We start from the raw sequence: 22,792 nt of genomic DNA, 5'->3' as shown, positions 1-22,792 counted from the left end.
GGAATGCAGCCCTGTTGCAGGTTTACAATGGAAACCGGCGTGTTCAAATGGCGCGGTCGTCAGAAAATCAGCATCAGGAACGCGCCGGTGGCGGTCACCACAAATCCTGCCACAGCCACGGAAATGAGGCCGGCCAGGACGCCGAGAGCCAGGCAATTGCCGTCCCGCTCGGTGTGGGCGACGCCGAGAATGGCAACAGCAAAGGCCGGCAGCCAGTTGCCGAACGGTATAGGCAAGACACAGGTGATCGCGAGCAGCAGGGCAAAGATGCCGAAAAGCCGTTCGCGCAGCGCTCCGCCCAGCGGCCAGTTGCGCGGGCGCACCCAGTTTTCGGCGCCGCGAAGCCAGGGGGAAACCTTTGTCACCATGCGCTGGAACGTGGCGCGGTCGATCGTGTAGTTGGCAAGCGCTTGCGGCAACCAGACCTTCTGGTAGCCGATCACCATCTGCCAGGCGACAAACACCATCGGAAGCCCGAGCACCATCGTCGCGCCGGGCGGCAGCGGAATCAGGTTGGGAATGGCGAACACCAGCAGAAAGGCGCCAAACGAGCGGTCGTCAAGCGCGGTGGCGATCTCACGCATGCTGACCCGTTCGCCTGCATCACGCGCAAGACGCTCGAGCAGCTCCGAGAGCTTCTCCGGATGCCGGCGCGAGCTGGCTGCGATGGCGGGAACGGTTGCGGCGGCGGACTGGTGACTCACTGCTGATACCCTGAATGACGACTGCCTTCCATCTAAGCATGGATTGCTTAAAAATTGTGGCAATAATCGCCTCATTTCCGATGAGCAGAAGTTATTTTTCGTTAACGCTTTGCGGCATTGAGACAGGGGAGCCAATGCCCAGGGGATCAAAGAGGTGAGAGCGCCTTTTCCAGGTCGCCGTAGCCGGTGAACTGGCGCTCAAATCTCAGGCCGAGACGCTCGGCAGCGGCGCGTGCCTTTTGGTCAAGCTCCGGATCATCGGTCTGGGCCAGATAGAGCGCGCGCTCGTAATGGCCGAAATAGGTGTCGCGCAGCTTCGGGAACCGGTCGAGGCCGAGGGGCCGGATCAGGAAGGTCTCGAAATGACGGGCGAGGAAATCGGTGATGAAGAAGGTCGTCATCATGTCGTCACCGGCGGCCTCGAAAGCCTGGTTGCCGACATAGAAGGAAAAGCAGTGCGGCCCTTCGATCCGTTCGACGCCGTGGCTCGCGCAGACCTTGTCGAGTTCGCCGCCCGTGCCGCAATCGGCATAGCCGATGAAGATGTGTTCGAAACCTTCCTCGCGGGCCTTGCGGATGGCCTGATCCACAGCCGGGGCGATGCGATCCGGGTAATGATGATAATTGGCGTCGATGCATTTCAGGTCGACATGGTCGTGACCGAGCTGCCGGTTGACCGCCAGGACCTCGCGACCGATCATGCCGCAGGCGATCACCCGGACCTTTTTGCCTACGGCCGCGTGCGGGAGCTCAACAGTTTCCAATAATTCGCGTTGATCGGCCATGATATGCCTTTCGTCTGAGCCAGATCCCAGGTCACAAGGGCCGGAGGGGCAGGCAGGAATGACTTATCGGGATGTTGCCGCAGTCTTCGTTTTCGCCACGACGCCGGCGTCATGAACCCCAACGATAAGGGGCGACGGCCGTGCCGTAAAGCAACCCGTGACATCAGCCTGTGACGCCATTGCTTGCCAGCGGGCCGGCTGACCAGGGCCAGCCGGCAGCTTTTTCATGTTCGGTTGACCAGGTCCGAGCCGTTCAGGCTCCGGCGGCGAGCCGGTTGTGTCGGCGCTTGATCAGCTCCTTGGCGGTCTCGACCGCGACAGCTGCATCGCGGCAATAGGCGTCGGCGCCAACGGCCTTGCCGAATTCCTCGTTGAGCGGCGCGCCGCCGACCAGAACGATGAAATCGTCGCGGATGCCCTTTTCCTTCATCGTGTCGATGACGACCTTCATGTAGGGCATGGTGGTGGTCAGCAGGGCGGACATGCCGAGAATGTCGGGCTGTTCGCGCTCAATGGCCTCGAGGTAGTTCTCGACTGGATTGTTGATGCCGAGATCGACGACATCGAAGCCCGCGCCTTCCATCATCATGCCGACGAGGTTCTTGCCGATGTCGTGAATGTCGCCCTTGACGGTGCCAATGACCATCTTGCCAAGCTTGGGGGCGCCGGTTTCAACGAGAAGGGGGCGCAGGATGAACATTCCCGCCTTCATCGCGTTGGCGCTCATGAGCACTTCGGGAACGAACAGGATGCCGTCGCGGAAATCCTCGCCGACGATGCGCATGCCCTCGACCAGGGCTTCGGTGAGCACGTCGTAAGGGGTCCATCCGCGACCCAGAAGGATGTTCGTGCCTTCCTCGATCTCTTCCTTTAGGCCGTCATACAGATCATCATGCATCTGCTGGACAAGTTCATCGTCAGAGAGTTCGGACAGGATGATTTCTTCGTCAGACATCGGTATCTCCCTTGAATGCGCCCGTCCGGTGGTTCGACGCACCAGACCCATTGTGCTTAGCGATATAGGCGATTGTTTGCAAAAAGTTCCTTGAAAACGACGCGTAAAACGGAAAATGCGACGAGGCGCTTTTTATACGGTATTCCTGATGCGCCAAGGCTTGGCGCTTTGAGGAATGTGCGGTGGCCGGTTTTGGCTAGCATGGGTAAATCAGCGCGATGGTGCGCAATTTAAAAAGTGCAGGCATTTTGATGGCTCATCCAGATACGCTTTCCACACCCGATTTGGCTCAAGACGCAGCACCCGAGGCGGGCGCCGGCCGGCGCGGCAGGGGTGCTGCGGCTCGGCGGGCGCAACGCTCGGGCGGCGGTCCCGGCCAGTCGATGCCGTTCATCATGCGCAAGCTCGGCAACTACGAAGTGCTGGACGAGGAAGGTCTGAGCCTGATCGAGCGCAATGCCGACACCGTGCTTGAGGAAATCGGCATAGAGTTTCGCGATGACGCGGAAGCCATCGCGCTGTGGCGCGAGGCCGGCGCCGACATCAAGGGCGAGCGGGTGCGCTTCCCGAAGGGGCTGTGCCGCGAATTGCTGAAGACCGCGCCGGAAGTGTTCACCCAGCACGCTCGCAATCCTGCGCGTTCTGTGCAGATCGGCGGCAAGGCCACCGTGTTCGCCCCGGTCTACGGACCTCCGTTCGTGCGGGATCTCGACGGCGAGCGCCGTTACGCGACGATCGAGGATTTCCGCAATTTCGTCAAACTGGCCTACATGGCGCCGGCGCTGCACCATTCGGGCGGCACGGTGTGCGAACCGGTCGACGTGCCGGTCAACAAGCGCCATTTCGACATGGTCTACAGCCACATGAAATACAGCGACAAGCCGTTCATGGGGTCGGTGACCGCACCGGAACGGGCTGAAGACACGATTGAAATGTGCAAGATCCTGTTCGGCGCAGAGTTCGTCGACCAGAACTGCGTGACGCTCAACCTGATCAACGCCAACTCGCCGATGGTGTTTGACGAAACCATGCTCGGCGCGCTGAAGGTCTATGCCCGCAACAACCAGGCCTGCGTGGTCTCGCCGTTCATCCTCGCCGGTGCGATGAGCCCGGTGACCGTGGCCGGTACGCTTACCCAGATTCTGGCCGAAGTGCTGGCGGGCGCTGCCTTTACCCAGCTGATCCGTCCCGGTGCGCCGGTGCTGTTCGGCACCTTCGCCGCGTCTATTTCGATGCAGTCGGGCGCGCCGACGTTTGGCACGCCCGAGCCGGCGCTTGTTTCCTATGGTGCTGCGCAGCTGGCGCGGCGGCTGAAGATCCCGTTCCGCACAGGCGGTTCGCTCTGTGGCTCGAAGGTGCCCGACGCGCAGGCCGCGCACGAGAGCGCCTCGACGTTGAACATGACGCTGCTGGCGGGCACCAATTTTGCCCTGCACTCTGCCGGATGGCTCGAGGGCGGGCTGGTCTCCTCTTATGAGAAATTCATGATCGACGTCGATCAGCTCGGCATGCAGCAGCGCTTTGCCGAAGGCGTGGACCTGTCGGAAACCGGTCAGGCGATGGACGCAATTGCCGAAGTCGGACCGGGCAACCACTATCTCGGCTGTGCGCATACGCAGGCCAATTTCCAGCAGGCGTTTTATCGCTCGTCGCTGGCCGACAACAATTCCTATGAGCAGTGGCTGGCCGAAGGCGAGAAGCGCATCGAGGAACGGGCCCGGGCGCTCTGTCGCTCATGGCTCGATGGTTATGTGGCGCCCGAGCTGGATCCGGCCATCGACCAGGCCTTGCTCGACTACATCGCCCAGCGCAAGGATTCGATGCCCGACGCGTTCACTTGAACACAGCCCGATAAAGCCAGGGAGACAGGCGGTCAGGCGAGAGTGGCAGGCCTTATTCACAAGGAGGTCTGGAGATCCGCGTTCCGCGACGGCGGCACAGGCGGCCGGGAGCGGTGAGCGGTGCCGGCGGCATAGACGCGCTTGATGCCGCGCTGGCCGGGCACGGGCTTTGCCTGAGGGGATGGGTTTTTCCCGACATTACGACTGTCGCCATGGCGTCAGGCGGCGATGCATTGGCGATCTGCCTTGTCGGTCACACCGGCGGCGGGTTCTGGCCGGTTTTCGAGGCCTGGTGGGAGAAGCATCCCGGGATCGCGGATCCGCTCGACACCTGGTCGAAAACCGTGATCACCCCGCTTGCTAAGGCTGCAGGCGGGGAGGCTGTGTTTCCCTCCGACCGGCCCTGGCAGCCATTCCAGCAATGGGCGATGGCCGCCGAAGGGCTGAAGCCTTCGCCGCTTGGGATGCTTATTCACCCGGACTTCGGGCTTTGGCACGGCTATCGCGGTGCTATCCTGTTCGGGCCGGAGGCGCTGGCGAGGCTAAAGGGGGAAATAGCGGCAATCGAAGAAACCACAGTGGGCCCGGACGTGCCGCATCCCTGCGACGCCTGCGCGGACAAGCCGTGCCTGTCCGCCTGTCCGGTCAATGCGTTTGGCCCCGCCGGTCTCGACGTCTTGTCGTGCCGCGCCTGGCTCAAGACCGAACCCGGCCGGAAAGGCTGCAGGACGTCCGGCTGCCTGGCGCGCGACGCCTGTCCTGTCGAGCGCGGGCATCGCTACGACGATGCACAGATCCAGTTCCATATGACGGCTTATTCATAAATTTGTGTCACAGAACCCAAGGATTGCCGGATCGGTATCGTCAAAGCTTCAATGATGGAGACGCGTGCCTGCATGCAGCCGAAGACCCAGAGCAACGAAGAGCCGGCGGATGACACGTTGGCGGAGCGGGCGTCTGTTGGCGACCGTGAAGCCTTCGCCATGCTTGTCGAGCGCCACTATGCCTTCATTCATGGCGTGGCCTGGAAATGGTGCCGCGACAGGTCCGCGGCCGAGGACATTGCGCAGAATGTCTGTGTCAGGCTTGGATTTGCGATCCGCAAATGGCGCAACGAGAGTGCGTTCAGGACCTGGCTCTACCGGATCACCATCAATGCGGCCCATGACCATGCCAGGTTCATTGCCCGCGAGATGCGTAAGGTTGAGGCGCTCGCGGTCCACACCACCGCTCTCGGGGATGACATGGCGAGCTACAAGCCGAGCCACAGCGATTATGTGTGGGATGCGGTCCGTACCCTGCCGGACAAGCAGCGCGATGCCGTGCTGCTGGTTTACGGCGAGGAATTGAGCCACGCCGATGCCGCCGTCGTAATGGGCTGCGCCGAATCGACGGTTTCCTACCATCTGCACACCGCGCGGAAGCGGCTGGAAACGCTGCTGCGCGGGTCTGGAGACGAGCAATGATCGACAAGGATCTCAAAAGACTGGCGCGCAGCGCGCCCCCCCCGCTTGAGGATGCCAAACGCCAGGCGCTTGACAGCGCGCTTCAGGCCTTTGACAAGGCCGGTCCGGAAAATCAACGCGCCACCCAAAAACAACGCAACACCCAAGGATCGCCCGACGTCGGACGTCTAACCCGTATCGTAACCTCGATACGGAGTGGACTGATGAACCAGCGCTATATGGCGGGCACTGCGCTTGCCACCTTGATGATCCTGCCTGCGGCAGCCTACATGACCTGGCAGATCGCCAGCGACCAGCACGGCTTTGCGCCGGATTTGCTGGCGCCGCTGGAAATGGGCCGATCCGCAGACCCGGAGATGGCGATGGAAGCACCATTGCCGCCTGCTTCGGGGCAGAAAGACATGGAGCTAGCGGATGCGGCGCCGTCGCCCAGGGTGGCTGCATCGCCTGCCGCCAGACAAGCCCTGCAACCAGTCGGCGCAGCGCCAAAGCAGTCGATCGGTCAGCCGATGGGCGCGATCGCGCGGCAGGATCTCGCAGGCTCAGTCAATCAGCAAGGGTTCGCCGGTGCAGACCGGGCCTATCGCGCGCCGCTTGCTGAACCAGAGCGCAACCGGGTCGAGAATTTCGTGAGCCACGGCGTCAAGTCCGTAGTCGAACATCCGGTTTCGACCTTCTCGGCGGATGTCGACACCTCGTCCTACGCGATGGTGCGCCGGGCACTGAAGCAGGGCGTGATGCCCGAGCCGGAGACGGTGCGGGTGGAGGAAATGGTCAATTACTTCCCTTATGCCTATCCTGGTCCGGAGTCCGCCGAAACGCCGTTTCGCGCCACAGTCACGGTGACGCCGACGCCATGGAATCCGGATACCAGGCTCCTGCATATCGGGGTGAAGGGCTACGACATCACGCCGGCCGAGCGCCCGGCCGCCAACCTGGTGTTTCTCATTGATGTCTCCGGCTCGATGAACGACGCCGACAAGCTGCCCTTGCTCAAATCGGCTTTCAGGCTTCTCGTCGACTCCCTTGATCCGGACGACACGGTGTCGATCGTCACTTACGCCGGCGAGGCGGGTACGGTACTGGAGCCGACACCGGTTTCCGACAAGCGCAAGGTTCTCGAGGCGATGGACAATCTGCGCCCGGGAGGCTCGACGGCGGGCGCCGCGGGCCTGGAAGAGGCCTACCGGCTGGCAGAGAAAGGCTTCGTCAAGGGCGGGGTCAACCGGGTGATGCTCGCAACCGATGGCGATTTCAATGTCGGCCAGAGCGACGACCGGTCGCTCACCGCGATGATCGAACAAAAGCGCGAGAGCGGTGTGTTCCTGTCGATCTTCGGCTTTGGGCAGGGCAATTACAACGACTGGCTGATGCAGGCGATCGCGCAAAACGGCAATGGCGTTGCCGCCTATATAGATACCCTGGCGGAGGCCGAGAAGACGCTGGTGCAGGAAGCCTCGGCGTCGCTGTTCCCGATCGCGTCGGATGTAAAGTTCCAGCTCGAGTTCAATCCGGCCATGGTGGCGGAGTATCGCCAGATCGGCTTCGAGACCCGGGCCTTGAACCGTGAGGACTTCAACAATGACCTGGTGGATGCGGGCGAGATCGGCTCGGGTCACACGGTGACCGCGATCTATGAGATCACGCCGGTCGGGAGCCCGGCAGTGCTCAACAGCGACCTGCGCTATGGTGCGGAGACCCCGGCCACCCCGGACCAGCATGGCGACGAGCTGGCGTTCCTCAAGATCCGTGCCAAGACGCCGGGCGAAGCGGAAAGCCGGCTCACCGAAATCCCGGTGACGCGGGAGGCGGAAGCCCAGAGCTTTGCTGCGGCTTCCCAGGACGTGCGGTTTTCCATAGCGGTGGCAGCCTTCGGCCAGAAACTGCGCAACATCGCCCAGCTCGCGGGTTTCAGCTATGACGAGATCGAGCGGATTGCCCGCGAGGCGCGCGGTGATGATCCTTTCGGCTACAGGTCGGAGTTTCTGCAACTGGTGCGGCTGGCGCGCGGTCTGGACCGGTAGCGCAACCACACGGTTCCAAACAGCGACAGGCCGGAGCGCGAGTCCCGGCCTGTCGGCTTTTCAGAACAGGAACACCGCTTCAGCCGCGTCGGCCGCGGCGCTCGCGGGTGGGGGCGGGATTGTCGGTGGCCACCGTGTTGCGCATCGGGCCGATACGCTCGACGATGGTTTCCACGGTCGGGCGCTGCGCCTTGATGTGGCTGTCGACGGCCTCGCGCATGGCGGCGAGGTGGTCGCACGAGGTGCCGCAGCAACCGCCGATGATACGGGCGCCGGCGTCGATGGCGAGGCGGGCGTAATCGGCCATCAGTGGCGGGTTGCCGGAGTAGTGAATCTCGGTGCCCCTGAATTCCGGGATGCCGCAATTGCCCTTGACCACGACGATGGCTTTCGGATCTGCAGATGTCATGTCGAGCAGGGACGACAGGATATCCGATGCTCCGACGCCGCAATTGGCGCCAACCGCGACAGGGCCTTCGCCGATATCGCTGGCGATGGAATGAATGTCACGCGGATGCACGCCCATCATGGTCTTGCCGGCTGTGTCGAAAGAGCCGGTGTAGACGTAAGGAAGGCCGCAGCGCACGGCGGCTTCGGCCGCGGCCCGGATCTCGTCGCGGGCTGACATGGTCTCGATCCAGACAATATCGATGCCGCCGGCCTTGAGGCCCTCGATCTGTTCGACGAAGGATTCGACCGCGGAGTCGTAGGTCATGGCGCCAAGCGGAACCAGCAGGTCGCCGGTCGGGCCGACAGAGCCGGCCACGATCACCTTGCGGGGCGCCTTGTCGGCGACGGCGCGGGCGATCTCGGCGGCCTTCTTGTTGAGCGCGAACACCCGGTCATCGGCCTGGTGCAGCTTGAGCCGGTTGCGGGTTCCGCCAAAACTGTTGGTCAGGATGATGTCCGACCCCGCGTCGACGAAATCCTGGTGTAGCTTGGTGATCTTCTCGGGTGCGGATTCCAGCCAGAGCTCGGGAGCCTCGCCGGATTCCAGTCCCATGGCGAACAAGTTTGTGCCCGTTGCGCCATCGGCGAGCAGGATGCCTTTTTCGGCCAGCAGGTCGGCGAGCGGATTGGATGCGGACATTCAGATCTCCTGTAGGTTTGTTCACCGTATAAAGATATCTTTATGTCATTGCAATAGATGTGACGGTTGCGGATGAAAAAACCCCGCCGGCAATCGCGTCGCCGGCGGGGTGTGGCCATTGGCTGAAACCTGCGTTTTGCCGGACCCCTGGTCCCGGCAGACGGAGATCAGGCGGCAGTCTCGTGATCGACCGGCGTCACCATTGCCGAGATGACCTCATTAATGCCCAGCGCACCGACCGGCTTGCCGTCCGCATCCGTGACATGCGCCATGGGGACATTGCTGTCGGTCATTTTCTTGGCTGCAACTTCAAGCACGGTGCCCAGCTTCACCGGCATGCCCTGGGGTTCGCCGGAAAGCGGTGTCATCACCATGTCGACCGAAATGACCCGGCCGCGGTTGACCTCGCGCACGAAGCTCGAAATGTACTCGTCCGCCGGACGCAGCACGATTTCCTGCTTGGTGCCCTGCTGGACCACCTCGCCATCGCGCAGGATGGCGATGCGGTCTCCGAGCCGCAGCGCCTCGTCGAGATCGTGGGTGATGAAGACGATGGTCTTGCGGATTTCCTTCTGCAGATCGAGCAGGACCGTCTGCATGTCCATGCGGATCAGCGGATCGAGCGCCGAGAAGGCTTCGTCCATCAGCAGGATCGGCGCGTCGTTGGTCAGGGCGCGGGCGAGGCCGACACGCTGCTGCATGCCGCCCGAAAGCTGGTTGGGATAATTGTCCTCGAAGCCGTCGAGCCCGACGCGGGAAATCCAGCCGCGTGCCTGCTTTTCCTGCTCTTCGCGGGGGACGCCCTGGATTTCCAGGCCGTAGACGGTGTTTTCAAGCACCGTGCGGTGCGGCAGAAGCGCAAACTTCTGAAACACCATCGCGGTCTTGTGGCGGCGGAACTCGCGCAGTTGCGCCTCGTTCATCTTGACCACATCCTCGTCGCCGACGATGACTTCGCCCGCGGTCGGGTCGATCAGCCGGTTGATATGGCGGATCAGCGTCGACTTGCCCGAGCCGGACAGGCCCATGACCACCTGGATGCCGCCGCCGGGCATATCGATATTGATGTCCTTGAGGCCCAGCACATGGTTGTGCTTTTCGTTGAGTTCGGCCTTGGTCATGCCGCCCTTGACGGCGTCGATATAGGCATCCGGATTGGCGCCGAATATCTTGTAGAGATTGCGGACGTTTATTCCGATGCCGGATTCTTGCTCAGCCATGTACCACCTCCAGGTGCTTCTGCAGCCGCTTGCCATAGGCCTGGCTGGTGCGGTCGAAAATGATGGCAATGCCGACAATGGCGAGGCCGTTGAAAATACCCAGCGTGAAGTACTGGTTGGCGATGGCTTTGAGCACCGGCAGACCGAGACCCTGAACGCCGATCATCGAGGCGACCACGACCATGGCGAGCGCCATCATGATGGTCTGGTTGACGCCGGCCATGATGGTCGGCAGCGCCAGCGGCATCTGCACGTTCTTGAGGCGTTGCCAGTTGGATGAGCCGAAGGCGTCGGCTGCCTCAAGCACATCCTTGTCGACGAGCCTTATGCCGAGATTGGTCAGGCGGATGATCGGTGGAATGGCGTAGACCATCACCGCGATCAGGCCAGGGACGCGACCGATACCGAGCAGCATGACCACCGGAATGAGATAGACGAAACTCGGCATGGTCTGCATCACGTCGAGGATCGGATTGAGGATTGCCTGGACCCGGTCCGAGCGCCCCATCAGGATGCCGATGGGTATGCCGAAAATAATCGCCATGATCGTCGCCACCACCGTCATCGCGACGGTCTTCATGGTGTCTTCCCACATGTCGAAATAGCCAATCAGCAAGAGCGTGATGACAACACCGAGGGTGATTTTCCAACTGCGGCTTGCCAGCCATGCAATCACTGCGAAAGCCAGGATTACCAGGGGCCAGGGCGAGGTGGTGAGCAGCTGTTCGACGCGATACATGAAGTACTGCACCGGATAGAGCGCTGTTTCAAATACATCGCCATAAGCACGGGTGAAATCGCGAAAACCGAGATCGATCGCCTTTTTCAAGGCTGTCAGTCTCTCGGTATCCATGGCGGGAAATTTTATGAGCCAGTCCATATTGACGCTCCAAATACGGATAATTCTGTTGGCCGGTCATCAGTCGATCAGCAATTCATACCCGCCTTTGGCCAGATGAATGCTCCTTTTAGTCGCTGCCCCCGGTTGCGGTTCCAGACCGTTGCGGTGCTGTCTTCCCCGACCGCAATCATCTGGATAAAAATGTGGCGGACCGGAGCCCGCCACATTGTTTGCGATGGATTACATCACTGCTTTCTTGACCTTTTCGGCCGCCTCCGGGGAGACCCACTTGGTCCAGATGTCTTCGTTTTCCTTGAGGAAATGACGAGCGCCGGCTTCACCGGTCGCCTGGTTGTCGGCCATCCATGCCAGCAAGCCGTTGACAGTGGAGTTGGGCCAGCTGCGGGATGCGAGGTAGTCATAGGCCGGACCGGCGCGCTTCTTGAAGCTGTCGGTCACGACCGTGTAGACTTCGGACTTGGACCAGGCGTTCTTCTTGGGATCCGGGCAGTCGGTGATGGAGGTGCAACGGTCCCACTCTTCCTTGTTGTGCTCGACGCCATGGTCAAGCTTGACCATTTCGTACTTGCCAAGGATTGCGGTGGGGGCCCAGTAGTAGCCGAGCCACGGTTCTTCCCTCTCATAGGCCTTGGCGATCGAGCCGTCGAGGCCCGCGGCGGAACCGGTTTCGACCGTTACCCAGCCCTTGTCCGCAGCGCCATAGGCCTTGAACAGGTTGGTGGTGATGATTCGGCAGCCCCAGCCTTCCGGGCAGTTGTAGACGCCGCCCTTGCCGGCATTTTCCATGCCGGGGGCAGGGAACAGCTCGGGCTTGGCCAAGGCGTCATCAATCGTCTTGATCTCCGGATGGGCTTCCGCGAAATATTTCGGGATCCACCAGCCTTCGACGCCGCCATCGCTGAGCGATTCGGACGCATAGTGCAGCTTGCCCTCTGCAACGGCCGCATCGAGCAGGGTGCGAAGCGAATTGATCCAGGCTTCGGGAGCAACGTCAGGCTCCTGTTTTTCAACCATGGAAGTGAGCGTCGGCGTGGTGTCGCCGGCGACCAGTTCGGCTTCGCAGCCATAGCCTTCGGAAAGGATGATCTGGTCGATATTGGCCAGAACTTCGGCGGATGCCCAGTTCATGTTGGCGATGGTTACGCGTCCGCAATCTTCAGCGGATGCTGCGCCGGCAAAGCCCATAAGGCCAACGGCGAGGACGGTGGAAGCGAGAAGCTTCTTCATATGTAAGACCTCCCAGTCTTATTGATGCAGTGGTTGTTCCGTTTTTCGGCAGACCCGGTCACTGCTGATTACCGGACACCGATGGAATTGAAGGCAATTCGCCTCATGGTCATTGAAAACCATTTCAAGCGCCAACTAAGACGCAAAGGCGACATCAAACGGCGCAAGTTGAGCCAACGGAACTCTGTCGAAGGCGAATGGCCAATTGAAATGCCGTCTATCAGGGTAAGGACTTGGCGAAAGAAATCAACCGTAGCATCGAGAATTCGTGATTCAGACGGTCACCGGTAGTGCAGCGCATCATATGTGAGGGGTATGCCGAAATAATTCGCAGGATTCACGAATGCTTAGGGTTTCAATAACCCTCCGGTAAGGATGTCCGGGTTAAACCTGTTTGCACGGCGGGGGACAACCGCCGACCATCCCGGATCAGGTATTGCGTACCGGGATGTCGCGACCCTCGCGCGTTTTTGTGAGGGCGTCAGTGTATTTTGGCAGGCCGCCGGGATCGAAAGAGCCCGGCGGCCTTCGCATTTTAGAGCTTGTGGAAAAAAGAAAAAGGCCGGACGCTTGCGCATCCGGCCTGTCTGAATTTATTGCTTCCGGTGTTTCCGGGAGGGCACTTCAGCCGGCGGAAAGTGTACGGATGAGGTTGTTGAGCGCGCCGGAACGGGGCTTCTCGTTTGCCTTCGGAGCCGGAAGCACGCTGTTCCATGCGATCTGAACGCGATTGGCGGAGTTGAATACGTACAACATGGCGATGTCCTTCCGTTTGGTGTTGACGACATTCTTCAAATGGCAAGCACCATCTGTGGCTGATCTATGCTCATCGCGAGCGCCAAGCTGCATCGAAACCGTCGCGTCGTGTCGCAATTCAGATGTCGCAAAAAGAATTTCCCGCAGTTGCGAAAACAGGGTGAAGCAATGGTTGCCGGGAGAGCCACGAAAGCCCTTTTGATCCGCGGTCCGCGGTGCTATCGACGGCTCCATGACAAGGGCATTGATGTTTCAGGGTACAGGGTCGGATGTCGGCAAGACCGTGCTGGTTGCGGGCTTTTGCCGGCTGTCGGCAAATCACGGCCTGAAGGTTCGTCCGTTCAAGCCGCAAAACATGTCCAACAACGCCGCCGTTGCCGACGACGGCGGCGAAATCGGACGGGCGCAATGGCTGCAGGCGTTGGCCTGCCGGGTGCCGCCGAGCGTGCACATGAACCCGGTGCTGCTCAAGCCGCAGTCGGAAACCGGCTCGCAGGTGGTGGTGCAGGGAAGGGTCTTCGGCCATGCCCGGGGCCGCGATTACCAGAAACTCAAGCCACAGCTGATGGCGGCGGTGATGGAGAGTTTCGGCCGCGTCAGCGCCGAGGCGGATCTGGTGCTGGTGGAGGGCGCCGGCTCGCCGGCGGAAATCAACCTGAGGGCTGGCGACATCGCCAATATGGGGTTTGCGACATTGGCCGGTGTTCCGGTCGTTCTTGTCGGCGATATTGACCGCGGTGGAGTGATCGCGTCGATCGTCGGCACGCACACGATCCTTCCGGATGAAGACCGGGCGATGGTCGCGGGTTATCTGATCAACAAGTTCCGCGGCGATGTCAGCCTGTTTGACGACGGCATCGCCGCCGTCGGCGGTTTCACCGGCTGGTCCTGCCTGGGCGTCGTGCCCTGGTTGAAGGCCGCGGCGCGGCTGCCGGCGGAGGATTCGGTTGCGCTCGAGCGGTTGGTTCAGGGCGCCAAGCGCGGGCTCAAGATCGCGGTGCCGGTGTTGTCGCGGATCGCCAATTTCGACGATTTCGATCCGCTCAAGGCCGAGCCGGATGTGGAGTTGGCGTTCGTGCGTCCAGGCGAGCGGCTGCCCGAAGATGCCGCTCTGGTGATCCTGCCGGGATCGAAATCGACGATTTCCGACCTGGCCGATTTCCGCCGACAGGGCTGGGACGCCGATCTGCTCGCGCATCAGCGGCGCGGCGGGCGGATCATCGGCATTTGCGGCGGCTACCAGATGCTGGGGCGCAGGGTCAGCGACCCGCTCGGGCTCGAAGGCGAAGACCGGGTCGTCGAAGGGCTCGGTCTGCTCGACATCGAGACCGAAATGGCGCCCGAGAAGACCGTCCGCAACATCCAGGCGCGCTCGGCCGAGCACGACGTCGATCTGTCCGGCTACGAGATCCACCTCGGCGTCAGCCACGGCCCGGACAGCGCCCGGCCGATGACGTTTCTCGACGGACGTCCGGACGGCGCGATTTCGCCCGACGGCAAGGTGTCGGGAACCTATTTGCACGGCCTGTTCGATTCAGACGCCTATCGCGCGAGGTTGCTGGCCGAGTTCGGAATCCGCGGTGGCGAAACCAATTATCGCGCCGATGTCGATGCGGCGCTGGATGATATCGCCGCCGAGCTTGACCGTCTCGTCGGGTTCGAGCGCCTGATGCAGACATCCGCACTGATGCGTCGCTGACGGATCGCGCGATGGCGCAGTCTCGATTGACAGTCCGCAGTGTGCGGCCTATCAGTTGAGGTTCGAATGGTTCCAGAAACCCAAGTTGGTTTTCAGGATCAAAAGGGAATGCGACGGGGTGGACCCAATCAGGGCATCCTTATCGCAGCCGACCCCGCGACTGTAGAGCGGCGAGGCAGATATCACCGGCCCTGGAAGGGCAGTGTAGCGGAGGGCAATGGTGCCGTTCCGTCAACCTGAAGCTTCCGGACCGGACAAGCCACTGACGTGGCGGCATGATCAATCGGCGCGGACGCCTCTTTGTCTACGAATCGTCCCGTTTTCATGACCGCCTCAACGTTGGGAAGGCCGATATCAGCCGATGTTCGACGGCAACGTCGACGCGACCCGTGAGCCAGGAGACCTGCCATTCGCACCGGTTGAGAGCCGGACCTTTGGGAGAATGTTTTCCCGAAGTCATTCACGGAGGTTGTCATGACTGCTAAATCTGTTTCGCTTTCCCTGACCGATCGTAACGGCGCACGCACCGTTGCCGGCCTGATGGCTCTGGTCATCGGTTCCATTCTGGTGTTCGGGGTTGGCCTTGCCAACTCGCAGACGCTGCACGATGCGGCGCACGACACCCGTCATTCCTACGGCTTTCCCTGCCACTAAGGAATTGATCTCATGATTGTCAGGTTGCTCCTGGCGGCTCTGGCCGCCGGGCTGATTGCCGGTATGGCAATAACGCCCGCCCAATATGTCAAGACGATTCCGCTGATCATGCAGGCCGAGGCCTATGAGGATGGCGAAGCCGGACACCATCACGGTACGGCTGATGCAGGCACGGCAGAAGACACGGAGTCCGCCGGTCACAGCCATGACGCAGGTGCGCACGGCTCCGGCAGCGAGGATGACGGCTCCATGCTCGGTCTTGGTCGGCTGGGCGATACAATTCTTGCCAACCTGGTTGCCGGCGCCGGCTTTGCGCTGATGCTGGCAGCCGTGGCGCTGCTCGCGGGGCTCGAGTTCCCGGCAGGCCGTGACGGCGTGGTGCGAGGCGTGCTGCTCGGGACGGCTGCATGGTTCTGCGTCCAGCTTGCGCCCGCGATGAGCCTGCCGCCGGCGGTGCCGGGGTTTCCCTACGCCGATCTCGGCGACCGGCAGGCCTGGTGGATGATTGCCGTGCTGGCTTCCGCAATCGGGGTCTGGTGTCTGACGATGCGGCCGGAATGGCTGGTCAAGGTGCTTGGTGTCGTCATCATCGTTGCGCCGCATGTGTGGGGATCACCGGTGCCTGAGGATCTTTCGAGCGAAGTTCCCGCCTATATCGCCTCGGCCTATGCGGCTGCGTCGCTCGCAACCACATTGTTCTTCTGGCTGTTGCTCGGTGGTCTGCTGGGATTTTTCCTGTCCCGAATTCCCAGGGACGCAGAAGCGTGACCGGGGCGTGACGGGCAATCTGCCAGCGGTGACGCTTGTGCTCGGCGGGGCGCGCTCGGGCAAGTCCGCCTTTGCCGAAGGTCTGGTCGAGCAGGCTTCTGAGTCAAGGCTTTACCTTGCGACAGGCCAGGCCTGGGACGATGAAATGCGCGCGCGCATCACGACGCATCAGGACCGGCGCGGAGCAGGATGGGAAACCGTCGAGGCGCCTGTCGAACTGGCCGGGGCGCTCGCTGAGAATGCGCGCGCCGATCGTCCGGTCCTCGTCGACTGCCTGACCCTGTGGGTCACCAATCTGATGCTCGGCGAGCACGATCTCGACGCCGCGTTTGCCGAACTTTCCGGATCGCTGCCTTTGCTGAAAGGGCCGGTGGTCTTCGTATCGAATGAGGTGGGTCTCGGCATTGTGCCTGACAACGCCATGGCGCGCGCGTTTCGCGATCATGCCGGCCGCCTCCACCAATCAATCGCAAGACTGGCCGACGAGGTCTATTTCGTCGCCGCCGGCCTGCCAATGAAGATGAAGGGTTGACCCGATGTTGAATGGTTCGAAAATTCCCGCCACCGTGATCACCGGCTTTCTCGGCGCCGGCAAGACCACGCTGATCCGGCACATGCTGGCCAATGCCAAGGGCAAGAGGATTGCGCTGATCATCAACGAGTTCGGCGATCTCGGGGTCGATGGCGACGTGCTCAAGGGCTGCGGCGACGAGGTGTGCAGCGAGGACGACATCGTCGAGCTCAACAATGGCTGCATCTGCTGTACGGTCGCCGACGACTTCATCCCGACCATGGAGAAGCTGCTGGCGCGCGAGAACCGCCCCGATCACATCGTCATCGAGACGTCCGGTCTGGCCTTGCCGCAGCCGCTGGTGGCGGCGTTCAACTGGCCGGGCATCAAGACGCAGGTGACGGTCGACGGCGTGGTCACGGTGGTCGACAGCGCCGCGGTCGCCGCAGGCCGCTTCGCCCATGATCACGACAAGCTCGACGCACAGCGCCAGGCGGATGAAGGGCTCGATCACGAAAGCCCGCTCGAGGAGTTGTTCGAGGACCAGCTGACAGCCGCCGACCTGATCATTCTCAACAAGGCCGACCTGGTCAGCGCTTCTGATCTCGCAGGCGTCCGCGCCGGGATTTCCGATCATATGTCGCGTCGGCCGATCTTCGTCGAGGCCCGGCAGGGGGAAGTGGCGCCGGAAGTGCTGCTCGGTCTCGGGATCGGCACCGAAGACGACATCGCCAACCGCAAGTCGCACCACGAGCTGCACCACGCGGATGGCCACGAGCATGATCATGACGAGTTCAAGAGCTTCGTTGTCGAACTTGGGCCGATCAGTGATGCAAAGGCGTTTACCGAAGGTCTCAAGGCACTGATCGTCACCCATGACATCCTGCGGCTCAAGGGCTTTGCCGACATGGCGGGCAAGCCGATGCGGATGGTGGTGCAGGCCGTCGGCAGCCGCATCGACACGCATTTCGACCGGCCTTGGGCCGGCGGCGAGGCCCGCGAAACCCGGCTGGTGGTGATCGGCCTGCATGACATCGACGAGGCGGCAATCCGCGCGAGCCTGGCCGCGCTGGCCGGCTAAGCGGGATGCATCTTCTTGTCGCGCAGAAAGGAAGCCTGAGCGATGGCGACGAGGCCGTCGATCTGGGCCAGTCGCCCGGCGACATCCTGTTTCTGAGCGCGGCGGATACCGAACTTGCGAGCGTAGCCGCCGCACGGCAGACAACCGGGCGGCTGAAATGGCGGCTGGCAAGCCTTTCCGATCTCAAGCACCCGATGTCGGTCGACACCTTCGTTGCCAAGATGGCGCGGCATGCCAAGCTGGTGATCGTGCGGGCGCTCGGCGGCGCCAGCTATTTCTCCTATGCGCTTGAAAGCCTGCATGCGGCCTCGGTTGCGCATGGTTTCCAGATCGCAGCACTTCCCGGCGATGACCGGCCCGACCCGGGGCTGGAGCCATTGTCGACGCTGGACAGGGAAGCGCGCGAGCAATTGTGGGCCTACCTGATCGAAGGCGGCGCGGAGAATGCGCGCGGGCTCATCGAGTTTGCCGAAGCACTGATCTCCGGCGGCGAACGGCCCGCGCCTGCCGCTCCGCTGCTGAAGGCGGGGCTGTGGCATCCGGGCGCGTCCAACCCCACGCTGGCGGACCTTCGCAAGGGCTGGCGGGATGGCGCGCCGGTGGCTGCGATCTGCTTTTACCGGGCGCTGGTGCAGAGCGGCCAGACCGCCCCTGTCGCAGCCCTGTGCGAGGCGCTGGCGGATCAGGGCATCAATGCGCTGCCGGTGTTCGTCTCGAGCCTCAAGGATCCGGTTTCGGTGGGGACGGTCGAAGCGATCTTTTCCGATGCCGCGCCGGACGTGGTGATCAACGCAACCGGGTTCGCGGTGTCTTCGCCGGGCGGCGCGACCAGGGGCACCGTGCTCGAATCGACCGGCGCTCCGGTGCTGCAGGCGGTGTTTGCCGGCGGCGGGCGCGAGGCCTGGGCCGGATCGCAGCAGGGCCTGACATCGCGCGACCTGGCGATGCATGTGGCATTGCCGGAGGTTGACGGCCGGGTCCTGAGCCGGGCGGTGTCGTTCAAGTCGGCGGCGCGGTTTGACGAGACGGTCGAAGCCAACATCGTCACCCATGCGCCGGAACCTGACCGGGTGCGGTTTGTCGCCGAGCTGGCTTCACGCTGGGCAAGGTTGCGGCGTACCGAGGCGGCCGAGCGGCGAGTGGCGATCGTGCTGGCCAACTATCCGAATCGTGATGGCCGCATCGCCAACGGTGTCGGGCTCGATACGCCGGCGGGCACGGTGGAAGTGCTGCGCGCGATGGCGGCGGCCGGGTATCAAACCGGTGACCTGCCCGCCGATGGGGATGCGCTGGTGACGGCGCTGAAGGCCGGGCCGACCAATGCGAACCGCGCTGACCGTGAAGGCGGCGAGCAACTGGCGCTTGATGCATACCAGGCTTTCTTCGAAACACTCGATCCGTCAATCAGGGATGCAGTGTATGAGCGTTGGGGCCGCCCGGAGGACGATCCGTTCTTTCGAGACGGAGCCTTCCGTCTCGGGCTGTTGCGTTTTGGCCATGTGGTTGTCGGCATCCAGCCGGCGCGCGGCTACAACATCGATCCGAAGGCAAGCTATCACGCGCCGGACCTGGTGCCGCCGCATGGCTATTTCGCCTTCTATGCGTGGCTGCGGGAGCAATTCGATGTGCATGCCGTCATCCACATGGGCAAGCACGGCAATCTCGAATGGCTGCCGGGGAAAGCGCTGGCACTTTCCCGCGCGTGTTTCCCCGAAGCCGTGCTCGGGCCGACACCGCATGTCTATCCGTTCATCGTCAACGATCCGGGCGAGGGGACGCAGGCCAAGCGGCGCACTTCGGCCGTCATCATCGATCATCTGACGCCGCCGCTGACACGGGCGGAAAGCTACGGCCCGCTCAAGGATCTGGAAGCGCTGGTCGATGAATATTACGAGGCATCGGGCCACGATCCGCGACGGCTGAAGCTGCTTAAGGGCCAGATCCTCGATCTGGTGCGCGACATCGGGCTTGATGCGGACGCAGGGATCGCACCGGGCGATGACGATGACCTGGCGCTTGAAAAGCTCGACGCCTGGCTGTGCGACCTCAAGGAAATGCAGATCCGCGACGGGCTGCACATTTTCGGCAAATCGCCGGAGGGTGGATTGTTGACCGACCTGACGGTGGCGCTGGCGCGGATCAAACGCGGCGAGGGGCCTGGCGAGGATAGCCTGCACCGGGCGATCGCGCGTGATCTGGGGTTGTCCAAGAAAGACCCCTCCCCAACCCCTCCCCACAAGGGGGAGGGGCTAGCAGGTCGTGCCATCGCACCAAAAGTTCAGGCAGCTGTGTCGCCAGTAAATGATGTTACAGACGATCCGCAGTCTCAGACGCCAAAGGGTCTCCGAGACCGCCCCGGGAATGCTGAGCCGAGCCCCTCCCCCGTGTGGGGAGGGGGTGGGGAGGGGGCTTCGTTCGATCCGCTCGACTGCGCCATGGCCGATCCCTGGACCGGTCCCAGGCCGGCAGAGCTGCAAGCCGTCTCCGCCGACCCCTGGCGCAGCAATGGCGATACGGTGGAGCGCATCGAGCTGCTGGCGATCGACCTGGTCTCGGGGCGCACACCGGTGTCGGACGGCTGGGCTGAGACGCGGGCGGTGATGGAGGAGATCGAACAGCGGATCAAGCCGTCGGTCGAGGCCTGTGGAGCCGCGGAGATCGACGGACTTCTCACCGCACTCGACGGACGGTTCGTGGCCCCTGGACCATCGGGCGCACCGACGCGGGGGCGGCCGGATGTGCTGCCGACGGGGCGGAATTTCTATTCGGTCGACAGCCGCGCGGTGCCGACGCCGGCGGCCTGGGAGCTTGGCCGGAAATCGGCGGAGCTCCTGGTCACCCGCCACGTGCAGGATCATGGCGAATGGCCGACCTCGATGGCGCTGACCGCATGGGGTACGTCAAACATGCGCACCGGCGGTGACGACATCGCGCAGGCGCTGGCGCTGATCGGCGCCAAGCCGCTGTGGGACCCGGCTTCGCGGCGGGTGACCGGCTACGAGATCATTCCGCTGGCGATGATGAACCGGCCGCGCGTCGACGTGACCTTGAGGATTTCGGGCTTTTTCCGGGATGCGTTTCCCGACCAGATCTCGCTGTTTGACCGGGCGGTGCGCGCGGTGGCGGCACTTGACGAGGATGCGGCCGACAATCCGCTTGCGGCGCGGGCGAGGGCCGAAAGCGCGCGGCTGGTCGAGGCCGGGATGAGCGAAGCAGAGGCCTATCGCCGGGCCTCGTTCCGGGTGTTCGGTTCAAAGCCGGGTGCTTATGGCGCCGGACTGCAGGCGCTGATCGACGAGGGCGGCTGGACCGACCGCAGCGACCTGGCCGAGGCCTTCGTCGTCTGGGGCGGCTATGCCTATGGCGCGGGCGAAGAGGGGCAGGCGGCGCACAAGCTCTTCGAACAGCGGCTCTCGACGGTGGAGGCGGTGGTGCAGAACCAGGACAACCGCGAGCATGACCTCCTCGATTCCGACGACTACTACCAGTTCGAGGGTGGCATGACGGCCGCGGTGGAAGCAGCAAGGGGCACGCGGCCTGCGATCTATCACAACGACCATTCCCGGCCCGAACGTCCGGTGATCCGTTCGCTGGAAGAAGAAATTGCGCGTGTGGTGCGCGGCCGCGCGGTCAATCCGAAGTGGATCGATGGCGTCAAGCGGCACGGCTACAAGGGCGCCTTCGAAATGGCGGCGACGGTGGATTACCTGTTCGCCTTTGCCGCGACCACCGGGGCGGTGCGCGACGCGCATTTCGACGCGGTCTACCAGGCCTACCTGATGGACGAGGAGACGCTCGCCTTCCTGCGCGACAAGAACCCCGATGCGCTTCAGGAAATGGCGGCGAAATTCGAAGAGGCGATCGAGCGCGGGCTGTGGACGCCGAAGAGCAATTCGGCCAAGTTTGCGCTTGGCGAACTGGCGGGACAAGCGCCCGGGCGTGAATAAGGCTGCGCGGTCATGGGCCGGCAGCGCGATTGGATAGGGACACTGCATGACGTTTGAAATCACGGTTGACGAAATCGGCGACCCCGAATTCGCCGCAACGATCGAGGCGATTGTCGACGAGCCGGCCGCCAGGCGGGGCCATCCGTTCGATCCGGTGCCGCTGCATCTCAAGGCGGTTGATGCCGGTGGCCGGTTGGCCGGGGGCCTGACGGCGCATTCGGTGCAGCGCTGGCTGTTCATCAAGCTGCTTGGGGTCACCGAGGAGCAGCGGGGCAGCGGGATTGGCAAAATGCTGCTTGCCAGGGCGGAAGAGATCGCCCGGCAGCGGGGGCTTGTCGGGGTCTATCTCGACACGTTCGAATTCCAGGCGCCACGGTTTTACGAAAGTCTCGGCTACACCGAATGTGGCCGGTTGCCTGCCCATGGCGGCGCGCCGCAGCGGATCTGGTTTGCAAAGACCTTTGACATCGCCGGGGTTGTGTAGGCCCAATAGGAAAACGGCAGGCGGCCATTGCCGCTTGTCCGACATGATGATGGACAGGATGGATATGCGATGAGCGAACGCGGAAAAATCACCGATGGCATGAGCGAGGACGAACTCAACGCCCGCCATGCCGAGAAAATGGCCAAGAAGAAGGTGGCGCGCGAGAAGATCATGGCCACCAAGACAGGCGAGAAGGGGCTGGTGATCGTCCATACCGGCAAGGGCAAGGGCAAGTCATCGGCCGCCTTCGGCATGATCTTCCGTCATATCGCCCACGGCAAGCATTGCGCCGTGGTGCAGTTCATCAAGGGCGCGATGTCGACCGGCGAGCGTGACCTGATCCTCAGGCATTTCTCCGACCTGTGCCAGTTCCACACCATGGGCGAGGGCTTCACCTGGGACACCCAGGACAAGGCGCGCGACATCGAGATGGCGAAGGCCGCCTGGGAGAAAGCAAAAGAGATGATCCGCGACGAGCGCAATTCAATGGTGCTGCTTGACGAGATCAACATCGCCATCCGCTATGACTATCTCGATGTGAACGAGGTGATCGCGTTTCTGGAGGCCGAGAAACCGGCGATGACCCATGTGGTGCTCACCGGCCGCAACGCCAAGGAAGAGCTGATCGAGTATGCCGATCTGGTGACCGAGATGGAAATGATCAAGCATCCGTTCCGGTCCGGCATCAAGGCGCAGATCGGTGTGGAGTTCTAACAGA

General features: G+C 62.5%; 20 protein-coding genes and 1 riboswitch. Of the genes, 12 read left to right on the top strand and 8 right to left on the bottom strand.

From position 1 onward, the window contains the following. Nucleotides 1–59: 59 nt before the first annotated feature. From O4H62_RS10235 to O4H62_RS10225, 3 genes are all read right to left on the bottom strand, one after another. Complete coding sequence (locus O4H62_RS10235) at nucleotides 60–704, bottom strand: exopolysaccharide biosynthesis protein (RefSeq protein ID WP_269387460.1); 645 nt, start codon at nucleotides 702–704, stop codon at nucleotides 60–62. Nucleotides 705–850: 146 nt separating this feature from the next. Further along, nucleotides 851–1,489 (bottom strand): DUF1638 domain-containing protein, encoded by a 639-nt coding sequence (locus tag O4H62_RS10230; protein ID WP_269387458.1) that lies wholly within the window; start codon nucleotides 1,487–1,489, stop codon nucleotides 851–853. A gap of 253 nt (nucleotides 1,490–1,742) precedes the next feature. Beyond that, complete coding sequence (locus O4H62_RS10225) at nucleotides 1,743–2,444, bottom strand: corrinoid protein (protein ID WP_269387456.1); 702 nt, start codon at nucleotides 2,442–2,444, stop codon at nucleotides 1,743–1,745. A gap of 251 nt (nucleotides 2,445–2,695) precedes the next feature. Here O4H62_RS10225 and O4H62_RS10220 point away from each other — a divergent pair, with 251 nt between their 5' ends. From O4H62_RS10220 to O4H62_RS10205, 4 genes are all read left to right on the top strand, one after another. Then, the gene (locus tag O4H62_RS10220; protein ID WP_269387454.1) at nucleotides 2,696–4,285 is read left to right on the top strand and encodes a trimethylamine methyltransferase family protein; all 1,590 of its coding nucleotides are present in this window, start codon (nucleotides 2,696–2,698) and stop codon (nucleotides 4,283–4,285) included. A 113-nt stretch (nucleotides 4,286–4,398) separates the two neighbouring features. Beyond that, the gene (locus O4H62_RS10215; RefSeq protein WP_269387453.1) at nucleotides 4,399–5,109 is read left to right on the top strand and encodes a ferredoxin; all 711 of its coding nucleotides are present in this window, start codon (nucleotides 4,399–4,401) and stop codon (nucleotides 5,107–5,109) included. A 72-nt stretch (nucleotides 5,110–5,181) separates the two neighbouring features. Next, nucleotides 5,182–5,751 carry an RNA polymerase sigma factor gene (locus O4H62_RS10210; protein ID WP_269387451.1) on the top strand — a complete coding sequence of 190 codons (570 nt, stop codon included), beginning with the start codon at nucleotides 5,182–5,184 and terminating at the stop codon, nucleotides 5,749–5,751. Beyond that, nucleotides 5,748–7,775 carry a vWA domain-containing protein gene (locus O4H62_RS10205; RefSeq protein ID WP_269387450.1) on the top strand — a complete coding sequence of 676 codons (2,028 nt, stop codon included), beginning with the start codon at nucleotides 5,748–5,750 and terminating at the stop codon, nucleotides 7,773–7,775. Before O4H62_RS10210 ends, O4H62_RS10205 begins: the two co-directional genes overlap by 4 nt. Before the next feature lie 79 nt (nucleotides 7,776–7,854). On the opposite strand, the gene bmt is transcribed toward O4H62_RS10205, so the two are convergent. From bmt to O4H62_RS10180, 5 genes are all read right to left on the bottom strand, one after another. After that, entirely contained in the window at nucleotides 7,855–8,865 is a 1,011-nt protein-coding gene (gene bmt / locus O4H62_RS10200; protein ID WP_269387448.1) for a betaine--homocysteine S-methyltransferase, read from the bottom strand. 167 nt (nucleotides 8,866–9,032) lie between these two features. Then, nucleotides 9,033–10,085, bottom strand: a complete 1,053-nt coding sequence (locus O4H62_RS10195; protein WP_269387446.1) for a quaternary amine ABC transporter ATP-binding protein — start codon at nucleotides 10,083–10,085, stop codon at nucleotides 9,033–9,035. Then, nucleotides 10,078–10,965: an ABC transporter permease gene (locus O4H62_RS10190; protein ID WP_269387445.1), complete on the bottom strand. Its 888-nt coding sequence runs from the start codon at nucleotides 10,963–10,965 to the stop codon at nucleotides 10,078–10,080. The genes O4H62_RS10195 and O4H62_RS10190 overlap by 8 nt, the downstream gene beginning before the upstream one ends. 201 nt (nucleotides 10,966–11,166) lie before the next feature. Further along, entirely contained in the window at nucleotides 11,167–12,174 is a 1,008-nt protein-coding gene (locus O4H62_RS10185; protein ID WP_269387443.1) for an ABC transporter substrate-binding protein, read from the bottom strand. A 624-nt stretch (nucleotides 12,175–12,798) separates the two neighbouring features. Further along, nucleotides 12,799–13,164: a hypothetical protein gene (locus tag O4H62_RS10180; protein ID WP_269387442.1), complete on the bottom strand. Its 366-nt coding sequence runs from the start codon at nucleotides 13,162–13,164 to the stop codon at nucleotides 12,799–12,801. Here O4H62_RS10180 and O4H62_RS10175 point away from each other — a divergent pair. The 8 genes from O4H62_RS10175 to cobO all read left to right on the top strand — a co-directional run bounded on the left by O4H62_RS10175 (nucleotide 13,163) and on the right by cobO (nucleotide 22,788). Next, a complete protein-coding gene (locus tag O4H62_RS10175; protein ID WP_430538404.1) occupies nucleotides 13,163–14,629 on the top strand; it encodes a cobyric acid synthase in 1,467 nt (488 codons plus the stop codon). The genes O4H62_RS10180 and O4H62_RS10175 overlap by 2 nt on opposite strands. Before the next feature lie 50 nt (nucleotides 14,630–14,679). Continuing rightward, a riboswitch (cobalamin riboswitch) is annotated at nucleotides 14,680–15,054 on the top strand. A 49-nt stretch (nucleotides 15,055–15,103) separates the two neighbouring features. Further along, the gene (locus tag O4H62_RS10170) at nucleotides 15,104–15,283 is read left to right on the top strand and encodes a CbtB domain-containing protein (protein ID WP_269387441.1); all 180 of its coding nucleotides are present in this window, start codon (nucleotides 15,104–15,106) and stop codon (nucleotides 15,281–15,283) included. A gap of 12 nt (nucleotides 15,284–15,295) precedes the next feature. Further along, nucleotides 15,296–16,051 carry a CbtA family protein gene (locus tag O4H62_RS10165; protein ID WP_269387440.1) on the top strand — a complete coding sequence of 252 codons (756 nt, stop codon included), beginning with the start codon at nucleotides 15,296–15,298 and terminating at the stop codon, nucleotides 16,049–16,051. Between the two features lie 7 nt (nucleotides 16,052–16,058). Beyond that, on the top strand, nucleotides 16,059–16,583 hold the full coding sequence (gene cobU / locus O4H62_RS10160) for a bifunctional adenosylcobinamide kinase/adenosylcobinamide-phosphate guanylyltransferase (protein WP_269387439.1): 525 nt from the start codon (nucleotides 16,059–16,061) through the stop codon (nucleotides 16,581–16,583). Between the two features lie 4 nt (nucleotides 16,584–16,587). Then, a complete protein-coding gene (gene cobW, locus O4H62_RS10155; protein ID WP_269387438.1) occupies nucleotides 16,588–17,643 on the top strand; it encodes a cobalamin biosynthesis protein CobW in 1,056 nt (351 codons plus the stop codon). A gap of 5 nt (nucleotides 17,644–17,648) precedes the next feature. Then, nucleotides 17,649–21,590: a cobaltochelatase subunit CobN gene (gene cobN, locus O4H62_RS10150; RefSeq protein ID WP_269387436.1), complete on the top strand. Its 3,942-nt coding sequence runs from the start codon at nucleotides 17,649–17,651 to the stop codon at nucleotides 21,588–21,590. Between the two features lie 46 nt (nucleotides 21,591–21,636). Next, the gene (locus tag O4H62_RS10145; RefSeq protein WP_269387435.1) at nucleotides 21,637–22,074 is read left to right on the top strand and encodes a GNAT family N-acetyltransferase; all 438 of its coding nucleotides are present in this window, start codon (nucleotides 21,637–21,639) and stop codon (nucleotides 22,072–22,074) included. A 69-nt stretch (nucleotides 22,075–22,143) separates the two neighbouring features. Further along, nucleotides 22,144–22,788 carry a cob(I)yrinic acid a,c-diamide adenosyltransferase gene (gene cobO, locus O4H62_RS10140; protein WP_269387431.1) on the top strand — a complete coding sequence of 215 codons (645 nt, stop codon included), beginning with the start codon at nucleotides 22,144–22,146 and terminating at the stop codon, nucleotides 22,786–22,788. Nucleotides 22,789–22,792 lie beyond the last annotated feature (4 nt).

Source organism: Parahoeflea alexandrii (genome assembly GCF_027214025.1).
Lineage (GTDB): Bacteria > Pseudomonadota > Alphaproteobacteria > Rhizobiales > Rhizobiaceae > Hoeflea > Hoeflea alexandrii_A.
The sequence above is the reverse complement of the archived record's forward strand: the minus strand, read 5'-3'. Positions and strand labels throughout refer to the sequence as shown.